The following is a 24,674-nucleotide window of genomic DNA, read 5'->3' as shown; positions in this document are numbered from 1 at the left end:
ACCGTGAAGGACGCCACCGCGGCACCGCTCTGGGTGAAGCGCAGTTCGGGGTCGGCAGTCAGGTTCCCGACCACCGTGATCGTCGTCTCACCAGCCATGTCTTGGGAGCTCCCCTAATCGAGGTTCGTCAGGCCCTGGCGGCGGCCCTGGCCGCCGACTTGACCGACTTGGCGTCCGCCTTGGCCGCGGCCTTGGCGGCCAACTTGGCGGCCTTGGCGGGCTCGCGGCGCAGGACCTTCGTCCGGAGCACCGTCTCCTGCAGACCCAGCTGGCGGTCCAGTTCCTTCACCGCGTCCGGAGTCGAGGTCAGGTCGAGCACCGCGTAGATACCCTCGGTGTTCTTGTTGATCTCGAAGCTCAACCGGCGCTTGCCCCACACCTCGACCTTCTCAACGTTGCCGCCCGTGGTGCGGATGACGTTGAGGAACGTGTCGAGAGACGGCGCAACCGTGCGCTCGTCGAGACTGGGGTCGAGGATGACCATCACTTCGTAATGACGCATGAGGACCACTCACCTCCTGTGGACTCGCGGCCACGGGCTTTCCGTGGCAGGAGGGTCGTCGCGTCAGCAACTGGAGAATGTTAACAGAGCGCGTCCGGCGACTACGCAGGGGTGCGGCGGAGCACCCAGGTCCGCACCAGCGCGCCCGTCACGCAGGCCAGCAGCAGCACCGCCACCAGCACCGGCAGGCCGACACCGCCGGGGCCGGACGTCCTGGGCAGCGCGGTCGCGCGGCCGGCGGTCTGCACCGCCTCGTCCAGGCCGTTGCCGCTGGACGCGCGGGGCACCTGCGAGCCGTAGCGCACGCCGGGCGACGGCGAGTAGAGGCCGGGCATCGCGAACGGCAGCGAGCCGTAGCTGAACAGCGGCACGCGGCCGAAGTTCGTGCCGAGCGAGTACAGCGAGAAGTCGCGGTTGATCGGCGTGCCCGCCGGGGAGCCGGAGCCGGGGTTCGTGCCGGGGTTCACGCCCGGCTGCGTGCCGGGGTTCGTGCCGGGCTGCGGCTGGGGCTGCTGGGCCGGCGGCTTCGGCTGGCCGGGCAGCTGCGGGGTGAGCTTCTGGGAGCCGTCGGCGACGGCCTTGCTGCCGTCCTGGACCGGCGCGGCGACGGCGTTCACACCGGTCACGACGATGCCGCAGCCCTGCGTCAGCGTCGAGCGCACGGACGCTGTCAGCGTGCCGAGGATCGGTCCGAGCAGCGGGATCTTCTGCAGCTCGCCGATCACGGTGTTCGCGATCGCAGCGCCGCTGATGGTCGTCGTGCCGAGCTGGACCACGCCGATCGGCATGGGCTTGAGCTGCGCGAACGTGTCCTTGAACGGCTGGGCGAGCGGCGGGCCGAGCACCGGCACCGCGCGGATGAGGTCGGTCACCGGTTGCAGCACCGCGTTCGGGCTCAGCGAGATGGGCTGGCCGGGCGTGCCCTGCACCGTTGTCGCGCAGCTGCCCACGACGATGGGTTCCGCCGCCGTTGCCGGAACCAGGCCCACCGAAGCGGAGGCCAGCGCCAGCAGCGTCGCGGTGATGACGCTCAGCAGTCGCATGTGCACCCCTGTCTCACCTCGCTACCTACTCTCAAGTAACGACCGTAGGTCCTGGTGGTGACGTAAACCATCCCCGGTTTTCGCAATTACTCCTATCGGCGGCGGCTGCGGTGGCGTTGCGGACGCCGACTACCCTCCTGCTCATGCGCATCGGGGCACATGTCCGCGACGACGACCCGGTCGGCGCCGCGGCCGAACGCGGTGCCGAGGTCGTCCAGTTCTTCCTGTCCGACCCGCAGGGGTGGAAGAAGCCGAAACCGCACCCGCAGACGGAGGCGTTGCTCGCCGCCGACCTCGAGGTGTTCGTGCACGCCCCCTACCTGATCAACGTCGCGTCGCTGAACAACAAGATCCGGATTCCGTCCAGGAAGAACGTGGTCCAGCACGCGGAAGCCGCCGCCGCGGTGGGCGCGAGGGGCCTGATCGTGCACGGCGGGCACGTCACGAAGGGCGAGGACCCGGCGGAGGGCTTCGCGAACTGGCGCAAGTTCTTCGAGCGGCAGGTCGCGGAGGGCGGTTTCCCCGTTCCCGTCCTGATCGAGAACACCGCCGGCGGCGACAACGCCATGGCCCGCTCGTTCGACAACCTCAAGCGCCTCTGGGACGCCGTCGGCGAGTTCGGTGCGGGCTTCTGCCTGGACACCTGCCACGCCTTCGCCGCGGGTGAGGACCTCGTCGGCATCGTCGACCGGGTCAGGGCGATCACCGGCAGGATCGACCTCGTGCACCTCAACAGCTCGCGCGACGAGTTCGGTTCCGCGCGCGATCGGCACGACAACATCAAGACTGGCACCATCGACGCAGACCAGCTGGTGGCCGTGGTCGCCGGCGCCGGATGCCCCGTCGTGGTGGAGACACCCGACGAGGGCCAGGCCGACGACATCGCGTTCCTGCGCGACCGCGCCGGCCGGTGAACAGCGTGCACGAGGTGGTGGGCGTGACACCCGAGCGAGGCGGTGCCGGGGGCTCCGCGCACCGCTTCGGCAGGGTCGCGCTGGCCGTCCTCGTGCTGCTGTGCGGGCTCACGCTGCTGCTGGGCTTCGCCAACAAGGACCGCTGCACCGGTCCCGCGTTCGACCAGTGGGGCCGCACGCAGCCCGACTACGACGAGCGCAACAAGGAAGAGGTCTGCTACTCCGACATCCAGCACCTCTGGATCGGGCGCGACATCGACCGGCACGTCTTCCCCTACGTCGACGGCGGCATCAACGACCAGGGCATCCTGGTCGGCGGCTCGGTCGAGTACCCGGTGCTCAGCGGGCTGCTGATCTGGGCCGGTGCGATCTTCGCGCACAACGACGCGGAGTACCTGCTCTACTCGTCGCTGCTGATGGCGCCGTTCGGCCTGCTCACCGGCTACCTGCTGGGCAAGCTCGCCCGCTGGCGGGCCCTGCTGTGGGCGATCGGGCCACCGCTCGTGCTGTACGCGTTCCACAACTGGGACCTGCCGGTCGTGCTGTGCTCGGTCGCCGCCGTCTACGTGGTGCACCGCTGGAACCGGCCATTGGTCGAACGAGCCACGGTCGCGTCCGTGCTGCTCGGCCTCGGGTTCGCGTTCAAGGTCTACCCGGCGGTCTTCGTGCTGCCGTTGATGCTCTTCGTCGCCACCGGTGGCTGGCGCGGGCGGGAGCTGCCGGACCGGGTCCTGCGCGCGGGCAAGAAGGTTGACGTCGCCGGTGCGGTGAAGGTCGCCCTGGCCTCGATCGTCACGGTCGTGCTGGTCAACGTGCCGTTCGCGATCGCGGGCTACGACGGCTGGCTGGCGTCGTTCGAGTTCCAGGGGCAGCGCCGGGTCGACATCACGACGAACTCGATCTGGTACTGGGGCCTGCGCCCGTTCATCGGCGACGACGCGATGCAGTCGCTGGTCGGCGTGATCTCACCGATCCTGATGCTCGTCTCGTTCGCCGTCGCGGCCGGGTACGGCTGGCTGCGGTTCCGCCGCGAGGGCAGCTACCCGTGGGTCGCGGTGTCCGCCGCGATGCTGTGCGGGTTCATGCTGCTGCACAAGGTCCACTCGCCGCAGTACACGCTGTGGCTGGTGCCGTTCCTCGTGCTCATGCGCATCCCGCTGACCTGGGCCTTCGCCTACTTCGCCGTCGACCTCGCGATGGGGATCGGGATCTTCCGCTGGTTCTGGGCGATCGAGTTCGGGCAGCCGGCCGGGATCTACGACAGCTTCTCCGCGCAGGCCGTGATGATCGGCGTGTGGGGCCGGGCCGCGCTGCTGGTGGCGTTGTTCGTGGTGTTCCTCAAGGCCCGCGACGTGACCGAGGACGACCACTCAGGCGACCGGGGGTTCCTGCGCGGAGCGGTGGCAGCCGAGCACTGACCCGCCGCAGACTGCACGGGTGAGGCTGATCATCGTGCTGGCGCTGCTGCTGGCCTGCGGTGCCTCCGGCGTGCACGACCGGGGCGCGCCGGTGCGCTGGCTGCCGGTGTGGCAGGCGGTGCCGACCCTGTCGGCGGCGACGCCGGACCAGGTCGTGCGCACGACCGTCGACCTCACGGCGGGCGGCACGGCGGTCCGGGTGCGGCTGTCGAACCTCATGGGCATCAAACCGGTCAGGATCGAGCGGGTCGCGGTCGCCGCGAACGGGGAAAGCCGCGAGCTCTCGTTCCGCGGCTCGCGCGGCGTGCTGCTCAAGGCGCGGTCCGAGGTCTACAGCGACCCCGTGCAGCTGGTCGTCACCCAGACGTTGGAAATCACCACGCACACGCCCGAGGGCACGCCGTGCCAAGCGCGCGCACTGCGCACCATCACCTCCGCACGCGACCACGTCTGCCTCGTCTCGGCCGTGGAGGTCGCCGGGTTCACCGCACCGGGCGCGGTCGTGATGTTCGGTGACTCGATCACCGAGGGGAACTCCGCCGGCACGTGGCCGTCCATGGTGCAGACCGACTACGCCGTGCTGAACGCGGGCGTCAGCGGCAACAGCCTGCTCGCCGGCGACGCACCGATGATCACCCGCCTCTACCGCGACGTGCTCTACAGCGACGAGGTGCGCAAGGTCGTGCTGCTGGCCGGCATCAACGACATCCAGCACGGCCTCAGCGCGGAGAACGTCATCGCCGGCATCCGCACGGTGCAGCTGCGGTGCCGCAACGAGGGCGTGTCCGTCGTCGTCGGCACCATCACGCCGTGGCGCGGCTGGGCGAACTGGACCGAGGAACGCGAGCAGCAACGCCTCGCGACCAACGCGTGGATCCGCGCCAACGTCCCCGGCGCGATCGACTTCGACGCCGCGCTGCGCGACCCGGCCGACCCGCTCAGACTGCGTCCGGAGTTCGACTCCGGTGATCATCTGCATCCGAACGCGACCGCATTCGGTGCGATGGCTCGCCTCGTGCGGGTGTGACGAGCTGCCGGTCCGGCGCGTCCTCCAGCAGACCGGCCAGCGGGTCGTCGCCCGCCATCCGCACGCGGTCGCGCTCCGGGTGGTAGATCTCCCTGAGGATGATCACGCACAACGCGATGACGGCGGCGTCACGCAGCAGCACGGCCCCGAGGAACCAGTCGATCGGCAGCCCCTTGTTCTCCGTGCCGAGGTAGAAGTACATCCGCGGCACCCACACGAGCGCGTCGACCGTCATCCACGCCAGCAGCAGCTTCCACCGCGGCAACGCGAGCACCGCCAGCGGCACCAGCCACAGCGAGTACTGCGGGCTCCACACCTTGTTGGTCAGCAGGAACGCCGCCACCACCAGGAAGCTGAGCTGCGCGAGCCGCGGCCGGGTCGGCGCCGACAGCGCCACGTACGCGATCCCGGCGCAGCAGGCGAGGAACAGCACCATGCTGACCGTGTTCAGCACCGTCGGCGCCTGCCCCTGCGTGACGCCGGGGTCGAAGCCCTGCCACCCGGTCCACTGCACCAGCACGTTGTAGAGCGTGTCCGGGTCGGCGTTGCGCTCGGTGTTGAGCCGGAAGAACTCCTTCCAGCCCGCATGCGACGCCGGGTTCAACGCGATCGGCGCGTTGACGAGTGCCCACGCGCCGATGGCCGACGCAGTGGTGGTGAGACCTGCCTTCAGCCGTTGAGAACGCCAGCAGAGCAGCAACAACGGCCCGAGCAGGAACAACGGGTACAGCTTCGCCGCCCCGCCGAGCCCGAGCAGCACCCCGGCCAGCACCGGCTTCTTCCGCGCCCACGCCAGCAGCCCCGCCGTCGCGAACGCCGTGGCGATCGTGTCGAAGTTCGTGAACGCGTGCACGATCACCAGCGGCGACACCGCCACGATCGCCGCGTCCCACATCCGCCGCCGCGCGATCCTGGCCACCGAGAACACCGTGATCAGCCACGCCACCGCCAGCCAGAACGCCGTGACGTCGAAGTACACGATCACCGTCATCGGCAGCCCCGGCACCAGCACCGCGAGCCCCTGCGCCACCCGCGCGTTCAGCCACTGGAACAGCCCCGTGACCACCGGGTACTCCATGTACCGGACGTGCTCGGTCGGCTTGCCCTCGTCGTCCTTCCACGAGGTGATGTACGGGAACGACCCGCGCTGGTCCAGCCGTTCCGCCGTGTAGAGCGGCACCGTGTCCGAGTAGCAGAGCGCCGTGAACTGCTTGCTGCCCCGCCAGTCGAGCTGCACCTGCCCCTTGTCGTCCACGTACTGCTGGATGCACGGCGACTTCTGCAGGTACCCGAGCAGCAACGTCAGCACCGCGAACAGCAGCACCACCCGCAGCGCCGTCCAGAACCAGTGCCGCCCGACCTGCGCGTGCTCGCCCAGCGGACCGCCGAACGGTCTGCTCAGCGTGCGTGCGAGCGACTCGGTCCAGGTCGGAGCGACGCGCTGCTGCGGGGTCAGCGAGTCGGTGTCCTCCGCGGGGAGCTCGGCAGAGGTGGGCTCAACAGGGCTGGGCACGGGCGGGATGTTACGGCCAAGAACGTTTCGGCGTGGTCAACATCGCGTCCGAATCCACAGGGTTCCCACCGCGGTACGTCAGTTGCCGCCGCCGTCCGGGGAGGGGCACGAGGCGAGTTCCACGGCCGTGACGGTGCTGAGCGGCGAAAGGGGCTTGGTGATCGTGAAGGTGTAACAACGCAGCGCCCCTCGCGACCCGAGCGCGGTACCGACGTTCACCGCGACCGGTGAGTCGAAATGCATCGCGGTGTCGTCCTGGCGGACCCTCGGATCACCGTCGCTGTCGCGTGCCGTGCTCCTCATGATCTCCTCGTTGGTCAGGACCCCGTCGGTCGCGCGCTCCTTCAAGCGGTTCTTCGACTTCTCCACCTCGCGGGCGAGCAGCTCTTCCGGGTTCGACTCCTCGAACGACGAGTACACGTGCAGGGCGAGCGACACCACCCCCAGCACGGCCAAGGCCGAAACGGCGAGACAGCCCCAGCGGAGCCAAGCCGATCGCCCGGCTCCGCTGGTTCCATCAAAAGCATCTTTGGTCATTGTCCGTAGTTTATCTCCTTGAGCTTGTCTTCCAAAACCCTTCCGTACACGTAGGCTCCGGCCACGTTAGGATGCAGGGATGTCCGGCTGACGCACGTGCTATCCCATAGCAGGCAAGTTGCCATGCGGTCGCCGACGTGGAAATCGCCGTCACCTCGTGGGCCCAGCACGAGGAAGTTGATGACTGGATCCTGATCGCAGGCGCCTTTGCCTGTGAACCTTCCGCGCGGATCAGCGAAGCTGACTTGAGAGCCAACGCTGTTCGCCGTCTGTTTCAATTTCTCGTTCATGTACTGTGCCAGATCGGCAAGTTCGTCGGTTTCAGTACTGATGATTCCGAAGCCGCACGCCTTCGCTCGACTGAACAGCTCGGGATATCCCATTAATACGATCTTTGCGGACGGTGCTTTCATTCGCACCCGCTCGAGAACTTGCTGCACGCGGGGTTGCGCCTCGTCGATCCATTGTCGGTGCTCTTGTTTGGCTGTGGCGGTCGTGCAGTCCCAGCTGACACAATTCACCAAGACATCGGTAAACCCGGCATCGTTGCCGCCTATCGACAGTGTTACCAGCGTGGTGTGCTCGGTGAGCACACCACTCTCAAGCTGCCTGATCTCCCGGAACTGGCCGTTCCCGGTCTCGTACTCGTTTGGAGTGTCCCACGAACGAGGGATGGAGTTCCCGGTGGGGCCGCCGTCAATCTGCCATGTGAGTGCTCCCGAGCAGGCGACAAAACCTAGCTCCACATCGGCCGGAAACTTGTCCGCGGCATCTCCGATGTAACCATTCTTCCCGGGCATAGTAAACTTGCGCGACCAAGCGTCCTTGCTGCGCCGGCACGCGTTCCACTGAGGCGTGCCGTGGTTGATGTCGGTTTCCCTGTAATAATTGCCTGCACCTTCTCCGGATGAAAATGAGTCGCCGAGAGCAGCAATTATGTGTTTGGGCTTCCCGGGTAGCGGTTGGAAGGCGACAGCATCCCAGGCGACGTCATCGACCCCGCTGCCTTCCTGGGTCACTGAACTAAGACGGACCTTCGGCGTTCCGGCGAAAGGGTACACGCCGAGTGAGACCCACTTGTTCTCTTCGGTTCTCTGCGAGATGTACCGGAACTCAGTCTTGCCGTTACCAAGGTGGATCTCATACCTGGCCTGTTGGGTATGTGCTCCGTGATCCGGAAGATGGACCAGCACTCGTGACCAGCCGTTGATCGGCTGGTTCAAGGTCCAAGTACCGGTAACCTTCATCTTGGTGCCGAACTCATCGTTCCTGTTGGTGTGGGAGAACCAGAAGTGGCTGTTGAAGCCAGCGCCGATCTGATGAAAATCGATCTTCGACGGATATCTGCCTTCTCGGTCGCTCCCGAACTGCAGGTCGAATGTGCCTGAATTCGGCTGCTTGGTGCAGGCTCGCGCCGAGGGCGCGCTTGAGTCGTCAACGATCAGCATACCGGTCGGGTCGGGCGGTGAACAATTCGGCGGATAGCTGACCCCGTCAGGCTGATATCCGACGTCTGGATCGCGGAATCGGTTGGTCTGGTTCCCGCATTGTTCAGCGCAGTTCGACTTCCACGTAGACGATTCGTGCCACCAGCACAGCAGGTCGTAGTAACCCGCAGCGTCGCGATGAGCACACGGACCGATGGGCTCGCCGATTGTGCCTTCGTCTTCAGGGGTGTTGGGGTCGTCTGGCTTGTCGGGTGTGACTGAGGTATGTTCGTCGCAGTCGTTCTTCGTCTTCACGCAGAAGAGGTAGCTGTCCGGCTTGACCCTGCGGCGGTAGTCGTTGTTGTTCCACCACGTGTACATGTATCCGGACGCGGTGACGCCTGGGGACACCACGGCTTCGATCGGATGCCCCGCCCAGCCCATGACCTTTTCCGGATATGACCAGTGCTGCGGATGTGCCGCATCGCTGTAGCCGGACTCGAGGAACGGCGTCCGGTCACGCGGGTAGTTCGGGTTAGCGGGATTGTTCGCCCAGCCGAGTCCCCAAGGGCCGGTGCCATTTTGCGGTTTGAACCCGGAGTTGTAGGCCCAGACAGCGAAGTACCAGTTCTCCAGCCACTGTGGGTCGCCGTCGTTGACCTTCATCCCAGCTTTGCGCGTCTGGTTCCACTTGTCTTGCAGGATGCGCAGGCCGGCCGCGATGTTGGTGGCGAAGTCCACGACCGCCGCCAGCTGCTTGTGCGCAGGTAAGGCGACCTCGTCCGGCTTCTCGCGTCCTGCCTTGCGCATGCCGTCAGTGATCTGCGTGATGCCGTAGCCGCAGTCGGCGTGGCTCCAACGAATTTCCCAGTCGTTTTGCGGGTCCGAGTCGTAGAGGTTGACGCCGTAGAAGTTGCCGACCAACGGGTTGGCGGTGACACCGGGCAATGCGAACCGCGCGGCCTGCCAGAGGTTGGACTCCTGGGCGAGGATCCCGAGCATCACCTGAGGCGGAACTGAACCGCCGCCCTCCAGTGGAATCGGCGGAAACAGCTCCTGCGGCTTCCACGCGGTCTCCATTCCGGAGTTCTTCCAGTTAGCCTCCCGCTGGATGTACAGACCGTTCGTCACCGCGTAGTCCACCGCCCACTCAACCTGTCGAGGAGTTGGCTGGTAGACCTCAAGGCCCGCTTTGTTGCGGGGGACCGCACATACCGACTCATCGTCGAGAGGGCTGTTCGGTGATCCGGATGCTGTCATCTCACCGCCTGCGGTGGAGAGCTTCGGGCTGGCCACCCGACCGGCACCGGACGCTGCGTTCGGCAGAACGGTGAATGCCACGTTCTTCCCCGTCGCCGCGACCTTGGCCTCGATGCGGACCAGATGCGCATCTGCGGGATCGGTCGTCGCAGCGCTTTGCGCCTGAGGTTTGGCGCGCATCACCCCTGTCACGGCGATTTCGCCTTGCACCGACATTGTGCTCGGCTTGGGCACGTCAGCGCGAACAACGGTTGCCGGGAGCTGATTGATCTCTTCGTTCTTTCCGGTGATGAACACCTTGCCGTTGGCGCTCGACGTCAGGCCGAGCTCGGTCAGCGGCCCCTTGGCCAGAGTGCTCATCGGGGCGTTCTTGACGGCCCGCTCCAGCCTTCGAACGTATGACGTGCCGCCTTCGCTGTCCAAGAAGACGACACCGCCGGACGAATCCGCCTTCAGGTGGAACGGCAGCGAAGACGTCTTGGCGAGTGTTCGCGCGGCGCCTTTGGCGTCCACGGTGATGAGTCGCCCCGCGTCTGCGGCAACAATGCCGTCTTTGGTGGGAATGGCCGACGTGACCTGGCCGAGCACCTCGATCGGCTTGGCTGCGGTGGCCGCTGCCGCATCAACCTCGACCAGGCGCGACTTGCCGTTCAGCTCCGTGGCCTGCTGAGTGATCAGCGCTCGTTCACCGCTGCCGCAGCCAGGGCTGTAGTAAGCGAGGGTGCTGCTCACCGGCAGTTTGCTGACAGCACCGGTCACCAGGTCGACGATCGCGGTGAAGGCGCCACGTTCGAACAGGTCGGGCTTGTTCGTGAAGGTGCGCGGCGCATAGACGACCACGAGCTTCTGGCCGGACGCGGTTGCACACGCGTTGCCGATCCACTGATCGGCGTCAAAGCCTGGCTCGACGAGCGATGTGACTGTCCGCCAGGCGTATCCTTCTCGGGCCTGAGCCGCCAGCACGTGGAACCCACTCGCGTCACCGGCGGTGGTCCACGCGATGTCCGTGGATTCCTGCCAGTCCTTGCCGATGACTTCTGACCGCTTGTGCTGAGGGATGGATTCCGGTTCCGTGCTCACCGCGGTTGCGGACGGCGGTGCTTGATCGAATGATTTATCCGGTGCTGCGGTGGTTGGCTGCGCTGTGGTGACCAGCAGAGCAGCTACGACCGCCGCCACGCCGGTTTTCGATCTGCGCTGGACGCGGCCACGGGCTCTTCGTAAATGCATCTGAGTTCCCCCAAAGAATGCTGTATACCGCAAGCAGGTGCGGCGTCAGATTTCTGTGTGAGTCTCTCCTGTCAGCGACAAACTTCGCCGCCGAGGGTGACAGCCGACCAGTTGGGCGGTCCGCCCTGGCGGACCGCCCCGGTGTAGCAGTAGTGGGTGCTCAGATTGACGTTCCTCCAGATGTACCCCCGGACCTCGCCCGCGTAGATGGTGAACGCACCCTCGTCGATGCCGTCACCGGGGAAGTAGCCGAGCCGGAGCGTCACGGGGTCGCCTGCGTGCTTGGAATACCAAACCGTGATGTCTGCCCTGTTGTTGGTGATGTCTCCCAGGCGAAGGCAAATGTCGCCGTTTCCAATGCTCTTGCACGCCTCGCCAACCTGCTGAGCGCCCATCGATGGCGCGGGAACGGGGGTAGTCGCGATCACCTCCGCAGTTGCCTGCTGCGTCGGCAGCAGGATACTCATTGCCGTGAGTACTGCGAGTGCGGCTGATTTCATGCGCAGCATTGTTTCTCTTTCTTTGGAATCGGGAACCGACATTGCACTGTCGAGCGATGTGGAGGAGCGAGTGGTTGATGTCAGTCGGATTTCGCATGCGAAATCGATCCGATGCAACCGGCTCTTCGCGGATTCACGCGAAAGCAGGAGGTGTCGGATTAACTGTAAGTGGCTCGTGTGGCCGGGCGTCAGTGCTCGTCCGGATTGATGAAGCGCATGAACAGTCTTCTCGACTTGGAATGCGCATCACAAGGTAACCGTCTGCGCTTCAAGGTAGATGTGGATGTAGTGGCGCTAGTTTGATCGCTCGAATCCCCAGCATCCGAGATGTCGCGCGTGATGATCCCCTGGTCATCGGCACCAATCTGATTCAACCCGATGACTTGGCGTAACGTCAAGACTGCTATCCGTGTCGTTGTCTTCGAGTTGCGGGTATGCCTGCGCAGGAGGCATACCGACGACAGGGCCACTCTGGAACCCCAAGATGCAGCGAACCGCTCCCCGGACAGTCGGACCTGGATCATCGGTCCAACTCGTCTGGAGAGCGGTTCAACGTGCACCGAACTCTTCAGCTGTCGCGCGTGCTACGTGTCCCCGGGATCCCGGCCACCCGTGGGGTTGCCCGGTCCTTGCTTCGTGGTCGTCGGCTTCGTGTTCGACGGCGGGCACACGAAGAGCCCGCACGGGGTGTCCGGCTCCGACGGCCGCGTCTGGGACGGCCGCGTCGGCTCTGTCGACGGCGTGCTCGGCGGCGTGCTGGGTGCCGAGTTCGACGTCGGAGCCTTGGACGGCGGCGGCGGGTTGAAGTTGCCGAGGGGCTTCGGCTTCGCGAAGGCTTCCTTCTGGTAGCCCACCAGTGCGGCGTCCATGAACTTCTTCCAGATCAGGCCGGGCAGGCCCGAGCCGAACACCGGGTTGCCGCCCTTGTCCGTGATCGGCTGGTTGCCCTTTTCCTTGCCGACCCACACGGAGGCGGAGAGCTGCGGCGTGTAGCCGACCATCCAGGCCTTCGAGTTGTGGCCTGCCTTGCGGTCCGGCGCCGCTTCGGGGGCGAGTTCGTGCGTACCGGTCTTGCCGGCACACGGGCGCTTGGCGGCGCACTCGATCTTCCCGCTGGGGATCTCCTTCAACGTCTCGGTGACGTTGTCGGCGATGTCGCGGCTCTTCTCCTCGACCGGGTCGAACGCCGGGGTGGCCTTGTCCACGTGCTGGTAGAGCAGGTCGCCGTTCGGCGCCTCGATCTTCGTGATGAAGAACGGCGGGCGGTACATGCCGCGCGCCGCGAAGGTCGCGTACGCGGAGGCCATGTCGAACGGACGGACCCTGGCGTCGTCCGCGCCGATCGCGATACCGGTGTTGGGTGCGCCGCCGTCCTCGCCGACGAGCGTCCGGAACGGCTTGCCGTCGTACGGGACCGTCTCCGGGATGCCGGCCGCGTGGGCCGCGTCGGCAACTGCCCTGGGACCGGTGTCGTTCGCCACCATGTCGTAGAACACGGTGTTGAGCGACTCCTTCATGGCCTGCTTGATCGGGCACTGCTTACCGCACTGGCTGGGGCCCGCGTTGCGGATCTCGACGCCGCCGATCTTGCGCGGTGAGGTGCCGTCGTAGGTGTCGCCGATGCCCTTGCCCATCTTCAGGGCGGCCACCAGGTCGAACGGCTTGAACGACGAGCCGGCCTCCTGGACCGTGCCCTTCGCGAAGTCGAGGCCCTTCAGGCCGTCCTTGCCGGGGTAGTAGGCCCTGACCGCGCCGGTGGTCGGGTCGATCGCGCTGAGCGACGTGCGCAGCTCGGGGTCCTCACCGGTCATCACGGCGTTCACCGCTTCGACAGCGGCGTTCTGCATCTTCGGGTCGATCGTCGTGTAGACGGTGACGCCGACCTTCTGCGCACGCTCCATGGTCAGGCCGACCATCTCGCTGTCGATCTCGTTCTGGACCTGCTGGCTCACGCGGGCGAGCGGGCCCTCGAGGGTCGCGGGCTGAGTCTCCTCGAACGGCAGCGGGGTCGGGAACTGCTGCGCGTCGTAGTAGGCCTGGTCGATCCACTTCTTCTGGAGCATCTGCCCCATCACGAACTTCCAGCGCTTGGCGACGTACTCCTTGTCCTCGGACCAGGAGGGCGTCTGGATCATGCCCGCGATCAGCGCCGCCTCGGACGGCGTCAGGTCCTTCATGTCCTTCTTGTAGTAGACCTGGGCGGCGGCCTTCATGCCGTTCGCGCCGCGGCCGAAGTACACGGTGTTCAGGTACGCCGTGAGGATCGTGTTGTGGTCCGACTCGTTGCTCATCTTGAAGGCCTTGACGACCTCCGTGAACTTGCGGGTGATCGTGGCGTCCTCTTTGCCGGTCGCCTTCTTGATGTACTGCTGCGTCAGACCGGAACCACCGGAGCTGCCACCCGTCGCCTGGATCCAGACGGCGCGCAGGATGGCCTTCGCGTCGAAGCCGGGGTTCTCGTAGAAGTTCGCGTCCTCCGCGGCGAGCACCGCGTTCTTGACGTTGTCCGGGATCTCCTCGTAGGTGAGCATCGTGCGGTTCTCACCGGGCGAGGTGATCTTGCCCATCTCCGAGCCGTCGGAGTAGCGCAGCGTGATCGTCTTGTCCTGCTGCTCGGCGACCTTGTCCGGGCGCGGCCACTCGACCAGCGGGTACGCCACGGCGACCGCGATCACCGGGCCGAGGATCATCAGGCCGAGCGCGACGAAGGCACCGATCCGGACGCGCTTCCAGATCTTCTTCTTGCGCAGGCGGCGCTCCTCCTCTTCGGTGAGCTCCGGCTCGTCGTCGTCGTAGTACTCGTCGTCGACGGCCGGTTCGCCGGCGAGCAGGAACTCGTCGTCGGGCTCGCGGTGGGTCAGCAGGTCGGGTTCGCGCTGCGCCGCAGGCCGGTTGACCGGGGGCAGCTGCGTCGTCCGCTCCTCACCGGGGTTGCGCGGGGGCACGCCGGGGCGGCCGGGGCCACCCTGCGGACCGCCGGGACCACCCGGACCACCCGGACCGTTCGGGCCACCGGGACGGCGGGCGCCGGGCGGGGGTGCGATCGGCACGCCACCGGGCGGCGTGGGCGGACGGCCACCGGGGCCTGGACCGCCTGGACCACCCGCTGCCGGGCCCTGCGGCCGGCCGGGTCCACCCTGCGGGCCACCGGGTCCACCCTGGGGTCCGCCGGGAGCGCCCTGGGGTCCGCCTGGTCCGTTCGGGCGGCGTGGGGGCTGCTGCTGTGGGAAACCACCGGGCGGCGTGCCACCCTGGGGAGGGCGTGCGAAACCGCCGGGCGGGGTGCCCGGTCGCGGCTGATTCGGGACATCGCGCCTGCCGCCGCCGTCCGGGTCGTCCCCGGTCGGCCACTGCGGCTCGCCGCCGCGCTGCCTGTCATCATGCTGGTCGTTCACGTGAAAAGGCCTCCCAGACCGGCGTGCGTCAGCACACGGTTCGGTGGTCGTACATCATTCGCAGCAGTCTCACCAGTGGTTCACTCCGCCGCAGTCCGCCTGCGTGGCTTTTCCAGCCCACGCTTCCCCAGGACGTATGACTGCACCAGGTGGTTCCAACTGCATGTGCGACAGACTTCGACCACGTACACGGTGAACTCGTCGAAGAGGGTTGCCATCCGCACGAGCTCTTCGGGTGTGCGGGCCGAGCCGGTCGCGTGCTTCAGCTCGTCACCGTAGACCCACGACACGTGGGTGAGCGGCTCCTTGCGGCACACCGGGCAGGGCACGTCCGTCTGCGTTCCGTGGAACTTCGCAGCTCTGAGCAGGTACGGACTCGCGTCGCAGACCTCCATGGTGCCCGTCCGGCCGGAGTAGACCTCCGCCAGCAGCGCACGGCGCTGCAGCGAGTAGTCCACGATCTGCCGTTGGGTCAACACGTGACCAGAGTACGTGCCGACCGCTTCCCCATGATGGGCCGTTCAGGGCAGCAGGGTCCGAGGCGGTATCACGGTGTGCGACATCCCACAACGAAGAGGGGTCCACGATGTATCGCACCGATATAATCACCTCACCTATCGGTGCAGGCGCGAGGAGGTGACTCGTGTTCGAGTTCGCGCTGCTCGGCCTGCTGCACGAGGCGCCCATGCACGGCTACGAGCTGCGCAAGCGCTTGCAAGACCTGCTCGGAGCGTTTCGCGCGTTCTCCTACGGATCGCTGTACCCAACATTGCGGCGACTCCAGAGGGCGGGCCTGATCGTGGAGGAAGGGCCGGAGGAGTCGGCTCTTTCTTGGGGACGTCGGGCGCGCAAGGTCTACAAGCTGACCCCGGAAGGCAAGGAGCGGTTCGCCGAACTCCTGGTCAACGCGGGCCCGCAGACCTGGGACGACGACTCGTTCGGTGTCCACCTGGCGTTCTTCTCACGGACGCCGGCCGAGATCAGGATGCGCATCCTGGAAGGCCGGCGGCGATGTGTCGAAGAACGCAGGGAGGGACTGCGCGAGCGGCTCACGCGCACGGGTGAGCAGATCGACCGCTACACCCGTGAGCTGCACAGGCAGGGCCTGGAGAGCACTGAGCGCGAGGTGCGGTGGCTCAACGAGCTCATCGCGCACGAACGGTCGGAGCAGGACGGATAGCAGCACTTCATCGTTGATCAAGGAGGACTCGGCAATGGGCGAAAACCGCCGCACCGTTCGAGTGGCCATCGTCGGGGTTGGCAACTGCGCGGCGTCGCTGGTGCAGGGCGTCCACTACTACCGGGACGCCGACCCGAGCACCCGCGTGCCCGGCCTGATGCACGTGCAGTTCGGTGACTACCACGTGCGCGATGTCGAGTTCGTCGCCGCGTTCGACGTCGACGCCAAGAAGGTCGGTGTCGACCTGGCTGAGGCCATCGTGGCCAGCCAGAACAACACCATCAAGATCGCGGACGTACCGCCGCTGGGCGTGGTCGTGCAGCGCGGGCACACGTTCGACGGCCTGGGCCGCTTCTACCGCGAGACGATCGAGGAGTCCGACTCCGAGCCGGTCGACGTGGTCGCGGCGCTGCGCGAGGCCGAGGTCGACGTGCTGGTCTCGTACCTGCCCGTGGGCTCGGAGGAGGCCGACCGCTTCTACGCGCAGTGCGCGATCGACGCGGGTGTGGCGTTCGTCAACGCGCTGCCGGTGTTCATCGCCTCCGACCCGGAGTGGGCCGAGAAGTTCCGCGCGGCCGGCGTGCCGATCGTCGGCGACGACATCAAGTCGCAGGTCGGCGCCACCATCACGCACCGCGTGCTGGCCAAGCTCTTCGAGGACCGCGGTGTCCAGCTCGACCGCACCATGCAGCTGAACGTGGGCGGCAACATGGACTTCCTCAACATGAAGGAGCTGGAGCGCCTGGAGTCCAAGAAGGTCTCCAAGACCCAGTCCGTCACCTCGCAGCTGTCCCGCGACATCGGCAAGGACAACGTCCACATCGGCCCGTCCGACTACGTGGCGTGGCTCGACGACCGCAAGTGGGCCTACGTCCGCCTCGAGGGCCGCGCGTTCGGTGACGTGCCGCTGAACCTCGAGTACAAGCTGGAGGTGTGGGACTCCCCCAACTCCGCGGGCATCATCATCGACGCCGTGCGCGCCGCGAAGATCGCCCTGGACCGCGGCATCGGCGGCCCGATCCTCTCCGCGTCGTCGTACTTCATGAAGTCCCCGCCCGTGCAGTACTCGGACCCCGAGGCCCACGAGGCCGTCGAGGCTTTCATCCGCGGCGAGGCCTGACGCTGCCGGGCCGCCCTCCAGCCAGGAGGGCGGCCCGCCCGCTCAGCGCTTCGAGAGCCGCAGCCGCTGCCAGGTGCCGTCCGCGGTCCACCCACCGTCGACCGGCAACGCGACCCCGTTGACGTACCGCGAGTTGTCGCCCGCCAGGAACCGCACGGCCTGCGCGATGTCGTCCGGCGCCGCGAACCGCCCCATGGGCACGTGGTCGGTGATGTCGTCGTCCTCGTAGTGCCCACCGGCCTGCGACTCGACGTCCATCTCGGTCTTCACCCAGCCCGGGCACACCGCGTTGACCCGGACGCCCCTGCCACCCCACTCGACGGCGAGCGTCCTGGTCAGCCCGATCAACCCGTGCTTGGTCGTGTTGTACGCCGCCCGGTCCGCCACGCCCCGCAGCCCGGCGACGGACGCGATGTTGACGACACTGCCCGAACGCTGGTCGAGCATCACCTTGCCGAGCGCCTGCGTCAGCAGGAACGGCCCGGTCAGGTTGACCGCCATGATCCGCTCCCACTGTTCGAGGGTGGTGTCCTCGAACGGCACGATGCCCGCGATCCCCGCGTTGTTCACCAGCACGTCCACCCGCCCGTGGGTGCTCATGACGTGCTCGGTCAGCCTCGCGACGTCCGCGGCACTCGCCACGTTGCCGACGATCCCGCCCTCGCTCTCCCGCAGGTCGAACCCGACGACGGCGAACCCGTCCTCGCGCAGCACCTCTGCGATCCGCAGCCCCATGCCCTGCGCCGTGCCGGTCACCACAGCCACCCGTTGCGTCATGAGCGCGAGGCTAGGCACGATGGGCCGTCGGGAGACAGCCTGATTCGTGTGTTCGGAGTCTCAGCGAAAGCCCGGCTTCCGCTAGGTTCGGCGCGGTGCGCACGCTCCTCGTCGCCCTCCCCGGCCTGCTCCTCGCCGGCATCGGCCTGACCCACCCCCACCACCTCGACGCGTCCACCGCCCAGTGGTGGCGCGACATGCACATCGTCCTGGCGGCGGTCTTCCCGTTGCTGGGCGCTGCGCAGTGGGTGCTGCTCGACGACAGCCCGAAGGTCGTGCGCTGGCTTGGCCGCGTGGCGACGTTCGGCTACGTCGTCTACTACGGCGCCCTCGACGCGTTGGCCGGCATTGGCGGCGGTGCGATGACGTTGGCCAACGGTGGTCGCACGGACGCGGACGCGCCCGTCTTCGAGATCGGCAACCGGCTCGGCACGGTCGGGTCGTGGTGCTTCTTCGCCGCCAGCGTCGGCATCGCGGTGTGTGCGCTGGTCAAGCACCGCCTCAAGGCGATTCCGGGAGCGGTTCTCCTGCTGGTGGGCAGCTTCCTGTTCCTCGACAGCCACATCTACTGGCCGGAGGGGGTCATCGCCTGCACGTGCATCGCGCTGGGCATGGCCGCGACGAGTTACGCCAGCGCGTCCGGGAGGTCGGCGATCGAGGCCAGCACCCGCGCCTGAGCCAGCACGTCCTCGGCCGGGGGGAAGTGCGGGTTCGGCACCGCCAGCACCGTCATCCCCGCCGCCAGCGCCGCGCGCAGCCCGTTCGTGGAGTCCTCCACGGCGTAGCAGGACGACGGCGGGACGCCGAGCTTCGACGCCGCCAGCAGGTAGACGTCCGGTGAGGGTTTGCCCGCCGCGCACTCCTCCGACGACACCGCCACGGGCACCGGCAGGCCGGTCACGTCCAGGAACACCTTGATCAGCACCGCCGGCGCGGACGAGGCGATGGCGACCGGGAAGCGGGTGGCGGCCGCGCGGACCGCGTCCACGGCGCCGGGGATCAGCGGCAGGTGGGCGGCGTAGGCCTTCTGCATCTCGGCGATCACGCCGGCGGAGGCCTGTTCCGGGGTCAGTCGCACGCCCACGGCCTCGACTAGGTACGCGCCCCACTCGGGGGTGGACATGCCCTGCATGTCACGGGTGGCGGTCGGCGTCCACACGCCGCCGTGCGCCGCCGCGAAGGCTTGGCGCACCTCGTCCCACACCTGCTCGGAGTCGATCAGCACGCCGTCGAGGTCGAAGATCACCGCTTCCACGACGAGAACCGTACTGTGACGCGTTGTACTTCGCCATGCTAAGTAAATCTGTTAGGGTAGCTAAGTGAATTTCAAGGCTCAGCCCAAACAGGTGTGGATCACTGCTTTCGCAGCCGTGATCGCCTTCATGGGGATCGGGCTCGTGGACCCGATCCTGCTGTCCATCGCAGAGGGTCTGCACGCAACACCGTCGCAGGTCACCCTCCTCTTCTCCTCCTACCTCGGCGTCCAGGTCGTGGCGATGCTCTTCACGGGTGCCGCGACGGCGCGGTTCGGGGCCAAGCGCACGCTCGTCGGCGGGCTCGCGCTGATCGTCGTCGCCACGCTGGCGTGCGCGGCGGCCGGGAGCATCGGTCAGCTGGTCGGTCTCCGGGCCGTGTGGGGGCTCGGCAACGCGTTCTTCATCGCGACCGCGCTCAGCGTCATCGTCGGTGCTGCCAGCGGCGGTCAGAAGGGTGCGATCCTGCTCTACGAGGCCGCGCTCGGGCTCGGTCTGAGCGTCGGGCCGCTGCTCGGGGCGTTGCTCGGCAGCTTCTCGTGGCGCGGGCCGTTCCTGGGCACCGCGGTGCTGATGGCCGTCGCGCTGGTCCTTTGTGCAATCTTCCTGGCCAAGGACTCCCACCACGAACGGCCCGCGATCGGGCTGCTCGACCCGCTCAAGGCGCTGAGGCACCCCGTGCTGCTGCGCACGTCGATCGGTGCCGCGCTCTACACGGCCGCGTTCTTCACGGTCCTGGCCTGGTCGCCGTTCGTCCTGCGGTGGGGTGCCGTCGAGATCGGGCTGATCTTCTTCGGCTGGGGCGTGTGCGTCGCGGTCTCCAGCGTCTTCCTCGCGCCGCGGCTCGCGGACAGGGTCGGTGAGAAGAGCGCCGTCATCGGGTCGGTGCTCGCGTTCGCCCTGCTGATGTTGCTGATGGCCGTGCCCAGCAAGCCGTTGCTGGTGGTCGCCGTGATCGTCAGCGGGCTGGTCAGCGGGTTGCTGAACACGCTGTTCACCGGTGCCGCGATGAGCGTCAGCGACGCGCCGCGGCCGGTGGCGAGCGCCGGGTACAACTTCCTGCGGTGGCTCGGTGGTGCGCTGGCGGCGACGTTCGTCAGCCACCTCGCGCAGCCGTTCGTCGTAGCGGCGGTGCTGTGCGTGGTCGCGGCCGTGCTGCTGGCGTTCAACCGCACGGACACCCGTGAGGTACCGACGGAAGTCGTGATTGCCGGTGAGCAGCTAGTCGGTTAACGAAGGGTGAACTACGGTCGGTCGCGGTTCCCGAACCGACCGTAGGAGGCCACCACCATGATCCCTCTGCCGCTCGTCAACCACCGGATCGGCAGAGCAGCGGTGACATGCGAGTACCGCTGCGGGGACGCGTGCTTCCACGACGTCCCGAACACCTCCGGCAACCCGTACTTCGGCGACCTGCTCAGCCGGCGCACCGCGCTCAAGGCCGGTGCCGTGGTCGCGGCCACCGCGGCGGTCGCACTGCCCGCCACCGCCACCGCCACCGCCGCGGCGCAGCCGGAGGCGCAGGGCCACCGCCCGCCGAGGGGGCTCGACTTCACGCCCGTCGAGGTCAACACCAAGGACGAGGTCGTCATCCCCGAGGGGTACGAGCAGGGGATCGTGATCCGCTGGGGCGACCCGCTCTTCCCCGGCGTGCCCGAGTTCGACTTCGACCACCAGACCGCCGCCAAGCAGGAGAAGCAGTTCGGCTTCAACTGCGACTTCGCCGCCATCCTGCCGCTGGACCCGTTGGAGCTGACCGGGATCATGGTCACCAACCACGAGTACACCAGCGAGCCGCACATGTTCCGCGGCTACGACCCGAACAACCCCACCGAGGAACAGGTGAAGATCGCCTGGGCCGCGCACGGCCTCTCGGTGTTCATGATCAAGCGGTCGTTCTTCTCCGGCCACTACCGGCCGGGGTTCAGCAGGTACAACCGCCGCATCACGCTGCACACGCCGTTCGAGGTGCGCGGTCCGGCCGCGGGCAGCGACCTGCTGAAGACCTCGGCCGACCCGACCGGCCGCAGGGTCCTGGGCACGATCAACAACTGCTCCGGCGGCGTCACGCCGTGGGGCACGATCCTGTCCGGCGAGGAGAACTTCAACCAGTACTTCGCCAACGCCGCCGGCCGCAACGACCCCAGGCTCAGCAGGTACGGCGTCACCGGCACGGCGACCACCCGCAAGTGGGAGCGCTTCGACAAGCGCTGGGACCTCGCGCAGGAACCCAACGAGGTCAACCGGTTCGGGTGGGTCATCGAGCTCGACCCGCACGACCCGGACTCCACGCCGGTCAAGCACACCGCGCTCGGCCGCTTCAAGCACGAGACCGCGAACGTGCGCATCGCCGAGGACGGCCGCGTGGTCGCGTACTCCGGTGACGACGAGCGGTTCGAGTACATCTACAAGTTCATCTCGAACGGCAAGGTCAAGCACGGCAACAGCAAGGCGGCGCGCCGCCACAACATGACGCTGCTCGACGACGGCACGCTCTACGTCGCGCGCTTCACCGGCGACAGCCCGCCGGCCGAGATCGACGGCACCGGGAAGCTGCCCGCCGACGGGAGGTTCGACGGCACCGGCGAGTGGATCCCGCTGGCGGCGGGCGACCGGTCGTTCGTGCCGGGCATGACCGCCGAGGAGGTGTACGTCTTCACGCGCATCGCGGCGGACAAGGTCGGCGCCACGAAGATGGACCGCCCGGAGGACATCCAGTGCCACCCGCGCACCGGCACGGTCTACTGCGCGCTCACCAACAACGTCGAACGCGGCGTCACCGCGGGCAAGGAGGGCCCGACCGAGCCGAACCCGCGGGTCAACAACCGGCACGGCCAGGTGCTGGAGCTCGTCGAACGCGGCAGCGACGCGCTCGCGCTCAGGTTCGACTGGGACCTGTTCCTGGTGTGCGGCTTCCCGGACGACCCGAACACCTACTTCGGCGGGTACGACAAGTCACAGGTCAGCCCGATCTCCAGCCCGGACAACGTGGCGTTCGACCGGCACGGCAACCTGTGGATCTCCACCGACGCCGACGGCAAGCTCGACGGGCTCAACGACGGCCTCTACGCCGTGCCGCTGGAGGGACCGGAACGCGGGCACCTCAAGCTGTTCCTCACGGTGCCGCGCGGCGCCGAGACGTGCGGTCCGGTGATCGGCGAGCGGGTGGTCACCGTGTGCGTGCAGCACCCCGGCGAGGTGGACGGCGCGAACGCCGACAAGCCCGTGTCGAACTGGCCGGACCGGGGCACCGCGCGGCCGCGTCCGTCGGTCGTCGCGGTGTGGCGCAAGGGCCGTCGTCAGCTGGGTGAAATCGGTTGATCACCCTGCGTGCCCCGGTCGTTCGGGAGTAGGACGAGTTCGCCTGCCGTTCACCTGCTGGACGGCAGGCGATCTCGTTGGGCTCTTAGGTTCGGCCAGTTCCCACACTGACCGATCTCGGAGGCCTGCGTGTCCTCACCCACCGATCGGGGCCGCCGCATGCTGCCCCTGCTCCCGACCGGCCACCCGCTCGGGCGTCAGGCCGTCACCTGCGAGTTCCGCTGCGGCAACGCGTGTTCGCACGAGGCGCCCAACTCGTCGCGCAACGCCTACTTCGGCGACGTCGTCAAGGAGGTCGTGAGCCGCCGCGGCATGCTGAAGGCCGGTGCGGTCGTCGCCGCCGCCGGTGCCGGCGCGCTGGCGTTCTCCGGTGCTGCCGCCGCCGCTCCCGCCGGTGCCGAGGCCGGCCTCGACGCCGAGCTCGACCGCAGGTTCGGCCACGACCGCGACGGCCTCAACTTCGAGCCGGTGCAGCCCAACACCCTCGACGAGGTCGTGGTGCCGAAGGGCTACCAGACCGAGGTCGTCATCCGCTGGGGTGACCCGGTCCTGGCCGACGCGCCGAAGTTCGACTTCGACAACCAGACGCCCGAGGCGCAGGCCAAGCAGTTCGGCTTCAACAACGACTTCTGCGGCCTCGTCCCGTTGCCGGGCTGGGACCGCTGGCTCATGGTGAGCAACCACGAGTACACGACCGAGTCCTTCATGTTCAAGGACTGGACCGAAACCACCGCCACCGAGAAGCACGCCAAGATCGCGTGGGCCGCGCACGGCCTGTCGGTCGTGCAGGTCGAGCGCGACCACCGCTCCGGCAAGCTCGTGGTGTCCAAGGACAAGAAGCGCTACAACCGCCGCATCACGCTGACCACGCCGTTCGAGGTGCGCGGCCCGGCCGCCGGCTCGAAGTTCCTCAAGACCTCCGCCGACCCGTCGGGCAAGGTCGTCCTCGGTACGCAGAACAACTGCTCCGGCGGCGTCACGCCGTGGGGCACGATCCTGTCCGGCGAGGAGAACTTCAACCAGTACTTCGCGAACGCGGACCTGGTCACCGACGCCGACACCAAGGCCAAGCTCGGCCGCTACGGCTTCTCCGGCAAGGCGTCGCTGCGCAAGTGGGAGAACTTCGACAAGCGCTTCGACCTGTCGAAGGAGCCGAACGAGGCCAACCGCTTCGGCTACATCGTCGAGATCGACCCGCTCGACCCGACCTCGACGCCGGTCAAGCACACCGCGCTCGGCCGCTTCAAGCACGAGGGCGCCAACGTCATCGTCGCGCGGGACGGCCGGGTCGTCGCGTACATGGGTGACGACGAGCGCTTCGACTACATGTACAAGTTCGTCACCGACGGCTACTACCAGCGCGGCGACTCGAAGCGCGCGCGTGAGCACAACAAGCGCCTGCTCGACTCGGGCACGCTCTACGTCGCCAGGTTCACCGGCGACAGCCCGGCCGCCGAGATCGACGGCACCGGCAAGCTGCCCTCCGACGGCGAGTTCGACGGTTCGGGCGAGTGGATCCCGCTGGCGCACAACGACAGGTCGTTCGTCCCCGGCTTCACCGCCGAGGAGGTGTACGTCTTCACGCGCCTGGCCGCCGACAAGGTGGGCGCCACGAAGATGGACCGTCCCGAGGACGTCGAGCCGTCGCTGAAGAACCGCCGCATCTACGCCGCGCTGACCAACAACACCGACCGCGGTGTGAAGCCCGGCAAGGAGGGCCCGACCGAGGTCGCGCCGCGGATCAACAACAAGCACGGCCACGTGCTGGAGATCGAGGAGCGCCGCAGCGACAACACGGCGACCACGTTCTCGTGGAAGCTGCTGCTGGTCTGCGGTGACCCGAAGTCGCCGGACACCTACTTCGGCGGCTACGACAAGTCGCAGGTCAGCCCGATCTCCTGCCCCGACAACGTCGCGTTCGACCCGCGGGGCAACCTGTGGATCTCCACCGACGGCAACGCGCTGAAGTCCAACGACGGCATCTTCGCGGTGCCGGTCGACGGCAAGCGCCGCGGTTTCGTGAAGCAGTTCCTCACGGTGCCCAAGGGCGCGGAGGCGTGCGGCCCGGTCGTCACGGAGGACTTCGTCCTGGTGTCGGTGCAGCACCCCGGTGAGATCGACGGCGCGTCGGCGAACAACCCGCTGTCGCACTGGCCGGACGGTGGCACCTCGCAGCCGCGCCCGGCCGTGGCCGTGGTGTGGCGCCAGGACCGCCGCCGCATCTGCGGCTGACGGGCGGTACCGCCCCGCTCACTCC

19 protein-coding genes and 1 pseudogene are annotated in these 24,674 nt (G+C 67.5%); 9 read left to right on the top strand and 11 right to left on the bottom strand.

Annotated elements, in window-relative coordinates; translation table 11 throughout:
* The 3 genes and pseudogenes from ADL03_RS04060 to ADL03_RS04050 form a co-directional block, all read right to left on the bottom strand.
* Positions 1-98, bottom strand: a 98-nt coding sequence (locus ADL03_RS04060; protein WP_157527936.1) for a single-stranded DNA-binding protein, incomplete at its 3' end; no start/stop codon positions are given.
* Positions 99-226: 128 nt separating this feature from the next.
* Positions 227-502: pseudogene (gene rpsF, locus ADL03_RS04055) on the bottom strand (30S ribosomal protein S6); the annotation flags it as partial.
* Positions 503-603: 101 nt separating this feature from the next.
* Entirely contained in the window at positions 604-1,545 is a 942-nt protein-coding gene (locus ADL03_RS04050; RefSeq protein WP_053731990.1) for a hypothetical protein, read from the bottom strand.
* A 143-nt stretch (positions 1,546-1,688) separates the two neighbouring features.
* Here ADL03_RS04050 and ADL03_RS04045 point away from each other — a divergent pair, with 143 nt between their 5' ends.
* The 3 genes from ADL03_RS04045 to ADL03_RS04035 are packed head-to-tail and all read left to right on the top strand — an operon-like array spanning position 1,689 to position 4,904.
* Positions 1,689-2,459, top strand: a complete 771-nt coding sequence (locus ADL03_RS04045; RefSeq protein WP_053731989.1) for a deoxyribonuclease IV — start codon at positions 1,689-1,691, stop codon at positions 2,457-2,459.
* A gap of 23 nt (positions 2,460-2,482) precedes the next feature.
* A complete protein-coding gene (locus ADL03_RS04040) occupies positions 2,483-3,877 on the top strand; it encodes a glycosyltransferase family 87 protein (RefSeq protein WP_231641458.1) in 1,395 nt (464 codons plus the stop codon).
* A 19-nt stretch (positions 3,878-3,896) separates the two neighbouring features.
* Positions 3,897-4,904, top strand: a complete 1,008-nt coding sequence (locus ADL03_RS04035; RefSeq protein ID WP_053731988.1) for a GDSL-type esterase/lipase family protein — start codon at positions 3,897-3,899, stop codon at positions 4,902-4,904.
* Here the strand turns inward: ADL03_RS04035 and ADL03_RS04030 are convergent.
* The 6 genes from ADL03_RS04030 to ADL03_RS04005 form a co-directional block, all read right to left on the bottom strand.
* Complete coding sequence (locus ADL03_RS04030; protein WP_053731987.1) at positions 4,816-6,417, bottom strand: glycosyltransferase family 87 protein; 1,602 nt, start codon at positions 6,415-6,417, stop codon at positions 4,816-4,818. The genes ADL03_RS04035 and ADL03_RS04030 overlap by 89 nt on opposite strands.
* 78 nt (positions 6,418-6,495) lie before the next feature.
* Positions 6,496-6,873 carry a hypothetical protein gene (locus ADL03_RS04025; protein ID WP_053731986.1) on the bottom strand — a complete coding sequence of 126 codons (378 nt, stop codon included), beginning with the start codon at positions 6,871-6,873 and terminating at the stop codon, positions 6,496-6,498.
* 77 nt (positions 6,874-6,950) lie between these two features.
* Positions 6,951-10,820 (bottom strand): SGNH/GDSL hydrolase family protein, encoded by a 3,870-nt coding sequence (locus ADL03_RS04020; RefSeq protein ID WP_197288059.1) that lies wholly within the window; start codon positions 10,818-10,820, stop codon positions 6,951-6,953.
* Between the two features lie 122 nt (positions 10,821-10,942).
* Complete coding sequence (locus ADL03_RS04015) at positions 10,943-11,380, bottom strand: hypothetical protein (protein ID WP_157527931.1); 438 nt, start codon at positions 11,378-11,380, stop codon at positions 10,943-10,945.
* Positions 11,381-11,955: 575 nt separating this feature from the next.
* A complete protein-coding gene (locus ADL03_RS04010) occupies positions 11,956-14,421 on the bottom strand; it encodes a transglycosylase domain-containing protein (RefSeq protein WP_157527928.1) in 2,466 nt (821 codons plus the stop codon).
* A 425-nt stretch (positions 14,422-14,846) separates the two neighbouring features.
* The gene (locus ADL03_RS04005) at positions 14,847-15,245 is read right to left on the bottom strand and encodes a DUF5318 domain-containing protein (RefSeq protein ID WP_197288058.1); all 399 of its coding nucleotides are present in this window, start codon (positions 15,243-15,245) and stop codon (positions 14,847-14,849) included.
* 164 nt (positions 15,246-15,409) lie between these two features.
* On the opposite strand from ADL03_RS04005, the gene ADL03_RS04000 reads away from it, so the two are divergent.
* Both ADL03_RS04000 and ADL03_RS03995 read left to right on the top strand, forming a co-directional pair.
* Positions 15,410-15,946 carry a PadR family transcriptional regulator gene (locus ADL03_RS04000; protein ID WP_053731982.1) on the top strand — a complete coding sequence of 179 codons (537 nt, stop codon included), beginning with the start codon at positions 15,410-15,412 and terminating at the stop codon, positions 15,944-15,946.
* 34 nt (positions 15,947-15,980) lie between these two features.
* On the top strand, positions 15,981-17,066 hold the full coding sequence (locus ADL03_RS03995; RefSeq protein WP_053731981.1) for an inositol-3-phosphate synthase: 1,086 nt from the start codon (positions 15,981-15,983) through the stop codon (positions 17,064-17,066).
* A 42-nt stretch (positions 17,067-17,108) separates the two neighbouring features.
* Here the strand turns inward: ADL03_RS03995 and ADL03_RS03990 are convergent, their stop codons facing one another.
* Positions 17,109-17,843, bottom strand: coding sequence for an SDR family NAD(P)-dependent oxidoreductase (locus ADL03_RS03990; protein ID WP_053731980.1), 735 nt, complete (start codon positions 17,841-17,843; stop codon positions 17,109-17,111).
* A gap of 95 nt (positions 17,844-17,938) precedes the next feature.
* Between ADL03_RS03990 and ADL03_RS03985 the strand changes: the two genes are divergently transcribed.
* Entirely contained in the window at positions 17,939-18,520 is a 582-nt protein-coding gene (locus ADL03_RS03985) for a hypothetical protein (RefSeq protein WP_063798456.1), read from the top strand.
* Here ADL03_RS03985 and ADL03_RS03980 read toward each other — a convergent pair.
* On the bottom strand, positions 18,469-19,098 hold the full coding sequence (locus ADL03_RS03980) for an HAD family phosphatase (protein ID WP_053731979.1): 630 nt from the start codon (positions 19,096-19,098) through the stop codon (positions 18,469-18,471). The two genes, ADL03_RS03985 and ADL03_RS03980, sit on opposite strands and share 52 nt — an antisense overlap.
* Before the next feature lie 115 nt (positions 19,099-19,213).
* On the opposite strand from ADL03_RS03980, the gene ADL03_RS03975 reads away from it, so the two are divergent.
* The 3 genes from ADL03_RS03975 (at position 19,214) to ADL03_RS03965 (ending at position 24,649) form a co-directional block, all read left to right on the top strand.
* Positions 19,214-20,329 carry an MFS transporter gene (locus ADL03_RS03975; RefSeq protein WP_231641456.1) on the top strand — a complete coding sequence of 372 codons (1,116 nt, stop codon included), beginning with the start codon at positions 19,214-19,216 and terminating at the stop codon, positions 20,327-20,329.
* Between the two features lie 57 nt (positions 20,330-20,386).
* Complete coding sequence (locus tag ADL03_RS03970; RefSeq protein ID WP_197288057.1) at positions 20,387-22,417, top strand: PhoX family phosphatase; 2,031 nt, start codon at positions 20,387-20,389, stop codon at positions 22,415-22,417.
* Between the two features lie 159 nt (positions 22,418-22,576).
* Entirely contained in the window at positions 22,577-24,649 is a 2,073-nt protein-coding gene (locus ADL03_RS03965) for a PhoX family phosphatase (RefSeq protein ID WP_053731977.1), read from the top strand.
* Positions 24,650-24,674: the final 25 nt, after the last annotated feature.

Origin of the sequence: Nocardia sp. NRRL S-836 (genome assembly GCF_001279525.1) — a bacterium.
Lineage (GTDB): Bacteria > Actinomycetota > Actinomycetes > Mycobacteriales > Pseudonocardiaceae > Lentzea.
This window is presented reverse-complemented; position numbering and strand designations above follow the sequence as displayed.

What these genes read in the sequence shown, in the direction of transcription:
- ADL03_RS04050 (WP_053731990.1), bottom strand. Translation starts at nt 1,545, where the DNA reads ATGCGACTGCTGAGCGTCATCACCGCGACGCTGCTGGCGCTGGCCTCC.
- ADL03_RS04045 (WP_053731989.1), top strand. Translation starts at nt 1,689, where the DNA reads ATGCGCATCGGGGCACATGTCCGCGACGACGACCCGGTCGGCGCCGCG.
- ADL03_RS04015 (WP_157527931.1), bottom strand. Translation starts at nt 11,380, where the DNA reads ATGCTGCGCATGAAATCAGCCGCACTCGCAGTACTCACGGCAATGAGT.
- ADL03_RS03995 (WP_053731981.1), top strand. Translation starts at nt 15,981, where the DNA reads ATGGGCGAAAACCGCCGCACCGTTCGAGTGGCCATCGTCGGGGTTGGC.
- ADL03_RS03990 (WP_053731980.1), bottom strand. Translation starts at nt 17,843, where the DNA reads ATGACGCAACGGGTGGCTGTGGTGACCGGCACGGCGCAGGGCATGGGG.
- ADL03_RS03970 (WP_197288057.1), top strand. Translation starts at nt 20,387, where the DNA reads ATGATCCCTCTGCCGCTCGTCAACCACCGGATCGGCAGAGCAGCGGTG.
- ADL03_RS03965 (WP_053731977.1), top strand. Translation starts at nt 22,577, where the DNA reads ATGCTGCCCCTGCTCCCGACCGGCCACCCGCTCGGGCGTCAGGCCGTC.